The following is a 5515-nucleotide window of genomic DNA, read 5'->3' as shown; positions in this document are numbered from 1 at the left end:
GGGGGTGCCACGGCCGACGACGCCGTCGAGGCCGGGCTGCCGACCGGTGACCCGGTCGCTGACCCCGAGGGAGGCGGGACGTCGGGGGACCGCGGGACCGATGTCGAGTCGTCGAGGGCGAGCGACGAGGACGCGGGAGTCGTCGGCGACCGCGACGCGACCCTCCGGAAGGCGCTACTGATCGGCGGCGCGATCACCCTCCACAACGCGCCGGAGGGGCTGGCGATCGGCGTCGCGTTCGCGTCCGGGCTGAACGAGGTCGCGCTCGTGCTCGCGGTCGTGATCGGTCTCCAGAACGTGCCGGACGGGTTCGCCTTCGCGGTGCCGATGGCAGAAACCGGGATGTCGAACCTGCGGGTGTTCTGGTACACCGCGCTCTCGGGGGTCGTCCCGCAGGTCGTCGCGTCGGTGTTCGGCTACCTGCTGGTCGGGCTCGGAACCGGGCTCTTTCCGATCGCGTCCGGCTTCGCCGCCGGCGCGATGCTCGCGGTCGTCTTCCGCGAGCTGATCCCCTCCTCGCACGGCCACGGGCACGCAGACGCCGCGACCACGGCGTTCCTCGTCGGGTTCGTGCTGTTGGTCGTCGTCGACGCGGTCGTCACGGTGTGACGGAGAGGCTCGATACCGCCCAGCCGGTGCGAGCTACTCGTTGTCCGGACTGCTCGGGTGGTAGTCGGTGTCGTACTGTCCGGGGTTGCCGTCGACGCGGTCGGGGTTGATCCGACCGGCCAGCAGCATGAAATCGAGGACCGTACAGTACAACATTGCCTCGACGACGGGGACGGCCCGCGGCGGGAGGACGGGGTCGTGGCGGCCGACGACCTGTATCTCCTTCTCCTCGCCGGTCTCCCAGTCGGCCGAACGCTGCTGTTTCGGGATCGAGGTGGGCGCGTGCCACGTCGCCTCGCCGTAGATCGGCTCGCCGGTGGTGATCCCGCCCTGAAGCCCGCCGTGGTCGTTGCCGACCGGGACGGGGTCGCCCTCGTCGCTCTCGACGTGGTCGAACGACTCGCCGTCGTCGAACGTCCAGTCCTCGTTGCGCTCGCTGCCGGTCACATCCGTCGCGTCCCTGCCGAGCCCGTATTCGACGCCCGTCGTGGCCGGGATCGCGAACAATGCCTGTCCGAGCCGGGCGGGGAAGCTGTCGAACCGCGGCGAGCCGAGCCCGCGGGGGACGCCGCGGCACTCGAAGTAGACCGAGCCGCCGATGGAGTCGCCCCGCTCTTGGTACTCCTCGATCAGCTCCTGCATCTCGGCGGCGGCCTCGGGGTCGGCACAGCGCACGTCGTTCTCCTCCGAGCGTTCGAGGAGCTGTTCGAAGCTCACCGCGTCGGCCTCCACGTCGCCGATGCGGTTGACGTGCGCTTTGATCTCGACGTCGTGGTCGGAGGCGTCGAGCACCTGCTCGGCGACCGCGCCGGCCGCGACCCAGTTCACCGTCTCGCGCGCCGAGGAGCGCCCGCCGCCGCCCCAGTTGCGCGTGCCGAACTTCGCGGAGTAGGTGTAGTCGCCGTGCGAGGGGCGCGGCGCGGTGACGTACGGCTCGTACTTCCCCGAGCGAGCGTCCTTGTTCTGGATCACCATCCCGATCGGCGTGCCGGTGGTGTAACCGTCCTGAACGCCGGAGTTCACGACGACCTCGTCCGGCTCGCCTCGCGAGGTAGTGATCATCGACTGGCCCGGCTTGCGCCGGGCGAGCTGCGCTTGGATCGCCTCCTCGTCGAGCTCGACGCCCGCCGGCACGCCGGAGACGGTGACGCCCATCGCGTCGCCGTGGCTCTCGCCATAGGTCGTCAGCTGGAAGAGTCGGCCGAACCGGTTCCCGTTCATACCGTCACGTGTAGCCGGGGGCATATATGGGTTGCAATCCGCGCAACGGGTCGAGCCGAGCGCGGCCGTCGTCGGCCTCGCGGCGCGGGCGCGCCGGCGACCGATGGGGGTATGTAACGGGAACTCGTTGGTGAGGGCGTGCGCGACCGCCTCACATCCGACCTCGGCGTGTACGCCCTCTCCGGACTGTTCTCGCTCGTCGTCTTCGCGATCGCCCTCGGGATCCTCTCGCGGACGCTTCCCGGCGGCCTCGCGAGCCGACAGCTCGGGGGTCTGGTCGTCGGGTACCTGCTGTTCGTCGGCGTGTACACGACGGCGTGGTTCATCTACACCGGGATCGACAGCCGCGAAGAGGTCTAACGACCGAGACGAGGATCCGTCCGCCGAACGCCGGATCCGCCTGCCGAATCGTTTTCATCCCGCCCCGCGACGAGAAACGTATGAGCAGCGAGCCCATCGCGTTCGATGTCGACGACCGCGGCGTCGCGACGATCACCGTCGACCGACCCGAACAGCTCAACGCGCTCACCGCCGAGACGCTCGAAGCGATCGAGAGCGCGCTCTCGTCGTCGCCGGCGCGGGCGACGAGGCGTTCGTCGCGGGCGCGGACATCAGCCACAAGTTGTCTATAACTTCTAAACAGTATATAACATGACGCCTGTCCGTAGTCGAATGAGTGAGCGACGGAGGCAGTTAGATCATTGACACCTTTCTGCGCGCTCTGTGTAAGTGAGATTCTCCGAGAGATCGGTAAAATATAGCTGGAATTCACCCAATTGATCAGTCTAACAGAACAAAGTCAAAATTTTTGGTAATCTAAGGCATCTATCACGCTTCGTGTTTGTTTTTGTGGGATTGTATGTACCTCGGGGCGTCTCAAAATCAAATCCACTGAGAGGCTACTGTGCGCTTCTGAGAGAGGGTAAGATACTCCCCCAATTTTCCGGTCATGAGAGAATGGGGAATGAGGGAGAATGGAAGCTCCTCAGAGACGGTGAGAATACTTCTAAAGAGTTTAGACGCATTGAGCGAGAGACAGAGACTCCCCGCACTCAAAGGTTCGAACCTTGCTGACCCCCACACAATAGAAATTGCTGTGTTCTCCTTACGTTGCGGAGGGAGAACCTCATTGAATACGTATTGAGAGATCAGTACTGTATAATATATACTGCGTTGCGGTAATGCGCGTCACCCACGTGCGAGGAGGAAATGGTCTTAGGTGACTATTTTACTTTCACTCCGGTAGATGAATCATTATATACCTCCAGACACTAATGACGGTATGGTAAGATTTATCAATTGTAAGGCCTCCAACAACGGGGGTTCTGGATTTGATATTCGTGGTGGAAATCACCAATTTATTAATACTGTAGCAGAAAACAACGAGAAAAGCAATCTTTCAATCAGTAATTCGACAGCAAGTATTGTAGATAGTAGATTTAGTGGTGGTGAAAAGACTGATATAGGCGTTGATGTGGGACGCGATGCGGTATTAAATATGAGTGGGACGGAATTAAAAGATCATTTTGACTGGGATCTACGTGTTGCTCCAGATAGCATGGTAGACATTCATCAAGTTTCTGCGAACGAGATGTTGGACGATCTCCGAGGCGACCGGTATCATCCAGATGGGATTATCAATCACGAACTGATCGATACTACGGAACGGGCACAACAGTGGGAAAAGCGTGGTAAACAGGCTCAATTAGCAGGTATGCCGGTTATCGGCGCATTAGCTGAAAATATGCTTTTCAACATGATCTAAACTACGATTCAGGTTCTGTTTTTGACGTTTCTGTGCGTAGTGCCGACCTCCACAAGAAGTACGTCAAGGTGGCATCTCGTGACGTTTACCCGGGGAGTGATGTGGGTAAACCATCCTGATCCGGTTCCGGAGTTTGGGGCGTTTAGCTAAACTCGTCTATCAATGTCTTTTCCGTTGTCTGTGCGTAGAATTGTTCTGTGACAGAGAGAGACGAGTGTCCGAGGTGTTGGGAAATGACTTCCATGCTTTTCCCTTCCTCGTTGAGGTAGTACATCGCGTGAGAGTGTCGTAATATGTGTGCGGTCGACTCTAAGCGAGTGTTTCCGTCTTTGGTGGTTCGTTCTTCCTTTTGGTGTCCTGCGGTGTCTGCGGCGTTTCTCACGACCTTATTAATTCGATGTTTGTTTATTGGACCGTTCTCCCCCAAAAAGAGACGATCTGATGCGTCTGCGTCCTTATATCGGAGCCTTCCGTTGTGTATCCAGTCTCGAAGTTCCGGATTGATCTCGGGAGCTGGGTAGGATACTGTTCGAGTGGTGTCCGTCTTTGGTGAGTAAACGCTGATACTTGGCGCTTCAAGGTCTATATCGCCAATTTCTATCAATTCAGCTTCGCTTGCCCTAATGCCCGTCCAAAACATCAGTTTAATTAGGAGTGAGTTTCTGTCAGACGGCGGTCCTACGTTTTCAGCAAGCTCATACACCTCTGCCTTCGATAGATGCGCGGGTGGCTCATTTTCGTCTTTCTTCTCTTGTGCTGACATGGCATTTCGGGCCTTCCTTTTCATCGCGCTGTTATCTACCCGTTCCATTACCGACTTGTCCATCCGCCTTTCCCGATAGAGGAACCGAAGGGTAGCTCCGATCGACAGATACCGCTCTTTCATTATCGTATTGTAGGCGAATCCTTCTGCGACGAGATAATCTATGTATTTTGAGATTGTACGGCGGTCTACTTCTGAAATGTCGTATATTTCATTCGATTCGCAGTAGTTAGTAAAATCTTCGAGCGATCGACTACGGGTCTGTAGTGTTTTCTCTGCTACAGCTTTATCCACTTGGAGGTACGTCAGGTATTCCTGAAATTCGTCCCACATCTTCAATCCTCCACCCTGTAGTATTCGCTTGGGAGTACCGGACGTTTGACGATCCACGAAACGTTTTCATCAAGATAGTTCAGAGCCGCCTCTATCTTGTCTCTCTCATTTTTGTCACCGAAGTGTTCCGCCGAGAGCTTGGAAAGTTCCCTGTATCTCTCATCCGCTATGGGATGGGGTTCATCCCGGGAAACAGTATCCATCTCGCCCGCTATGTCGTGAGCAGCTGCTACTATATCCTCGGGATATTCTGTCTTTTCCCGTTCTTTCTGAGCTTCTTCTACGACTTCCTGTAGGTTCTCAATCTTCTGTATGGTGTCCTGTTGCTGTTCTTTCAGCCGGTCTACCTCTAAGGACTGTCCGCTTGTAGATCCGCTTGAGTCACCGTCTGACTGGATTTCTTTTCGTACCGAACCACGTACAAGTTCGCTCATAGAGCCGTAAGACGACTGTTCGAGGTGTTCTTCCCACTTCTCTTTCGTAGATTCGTCCACGCTTGAGCCAACGTATGGCATACCTCTGTGTTCTGCCCCCGGTTATAAATAGTTTAGTATACAAAAATAACATTAGCCACATGGTCGACCTGTCGACCCCCGAGGCGCAGGCGTACGCCGAACTCGGCCACCGGGTCGCGGACGCCATCGAGACGTTCCCCGCGCCGACGATAGCCGCCGTCGACGGCTACGCCTTCGGCGGCGGCTGTGAACTCGCGCTCGCCTGCGACCTCCGGGTCGCCGCCGAGAGCGCGGTCCTCGGCCAGACGGAGATCGATCTGGGGATCATCCCCGGCTGGGGCCGGCACGCAGCGGCTCCCGGCGCTCGTC

The 5515-nt window shown here is 58.0% G+C and carries 6 protein-coding genes and 2 pseudogenes; 5 read left to right on the top strand and 3 right to left on the bottom strand.

Annotation, left to right across the window (positions count from 1 at the left end):
- Positions 1 to 609 (top strand): ZIP family metal transporter (locus tag BN903_RS08120; protein WP_048077269.1); only part of this gene is annotated, 609 nt, incomplete at its 5' end.
- A gap of 33 nt (positions 610 to 642) precedes the next feature.
- Here BN903_RS08120 and aroC read toward each other — a convergent pair.
- On the bottom strand, positions 643 to 1830 hold the full coding sequence (aroC, locus tag BN903_RS08115) for a chorismate synthase (protein ID WP_048077268.1): 1188 nt from the start codon (positions 1828 to 1830) through the stop codon (positions 643 to 645).
- 138 nt (positions 1831 to 1968) lie between these two features.
- On the opposite strand from aroC, the gene BN903_RS08110 reads away from it, so the two are divergent.
- From BN903_RS08110 to BN903_RS16690, 3 genes and pseudogenes are all read left to right on the top strand, one after another.
- Positions 1969 to 2190 (top strand): hypothetical protein, encoded by a 222-nt coding sequence (locus BN903_RS08110; RefSeq protein ID WP_048077267.1) that lies wholly within the window; start codon positions 1969 to 1971, stop codon positions 2188 to 2190.
- A gap of 80 nt (positions 2191 to 2270) precedes the next feature.
- Positions 2271 to 2473: pseudogene (locus tag BN903_RS08105) on the top strand (enoyl-CoA hydratase/isomerase family protein); the annotation flags it as partial.
- Positions 2474 to 3112: 639 nt separating this feature from the next.
- On the top strand, positions 3113 to 3595 hold the full coding sequence (locus tag BN903_RS16690; protein ID WP_154018099.1) for a hypothetical protein: 483 nt from the start codon (positions 3113 to 3115) through the stop codon (positions 3593 to 3595).
- A 142-nt stretch (positions 3596 to 3737) separates the two neighbouring features.
- On the opposite strand, the gene BN903_RS08095 is transcribed toward BN903_RS16690, so the two are convergent.
- Complete coding sequence (locus tag BN903_RS08095; protein WP_048077264.1) at positions 3738 to 4691, bottom strand: tyrosine-type recombinase/integrase; 954 nt, start codon at positions 4689 to 4691, stop codon at positions 3738 to 3740.
- Between the two features lie 2 nt (positions 4692 to 4693).
- Complete coding sequence (locus tag BN903_RS08090) at positions 4694 to 5206, bottom strand: hypothetical protein (protein ID WP_048077263.1); 513 nt, start codon at positions 5204 to 5206, stop codon at positions 4694 to 4696.
- 47 nt (positions 5207 to 5253) lie between these two features.
- On the opposite strand from BN903_RS08090, the pseudogene BN903_RS08085 reads away from it, so the two are divergent.
- A pseudogene (locus BN903_RS08085) lies at positions 5254 to 5515 on the top strand (enoyl-CoA hydratase-related protein); the annotation flags it as partial.

It is taken from the genome of Halorubrum sp. AJ67 (assembly GCF_000513435.1).
Note: the sequence above shows the minus strand (reverse complement) of the source record. Positions and strands in the feature narration are given on the sequence as shown.

Coding starts and splice junctions, on each gene's coding strand:
- aroC (WP_048077268.1), bottom strand. CDS start 1,830: ATGAACGGGAACCGGTTCGGCCGACTCTTCCAGCTGACGACCTATGGC.
- BN903_RS16690 (WP_154018099.1), top strand. CDS start 3,113: ATGGTAAGATTTATCAATTGTAAGGCCTCCAACAACGGGGGTTCTGGA.
- BN903_RS08095 (WP_048077264.1), bottom strand. CDS start 4,691: ATGTGGGACGAATTTCAGGAATACCTGACGTACCTCCAAGTGGATAAA.
- BN903_RS08090 (WP_048077263.1), bottom strand. CDS start 5,206: ATGCCATACGTTGGCTCAAGCGTGGACGAATCTACGAAAGAGAAGTGG.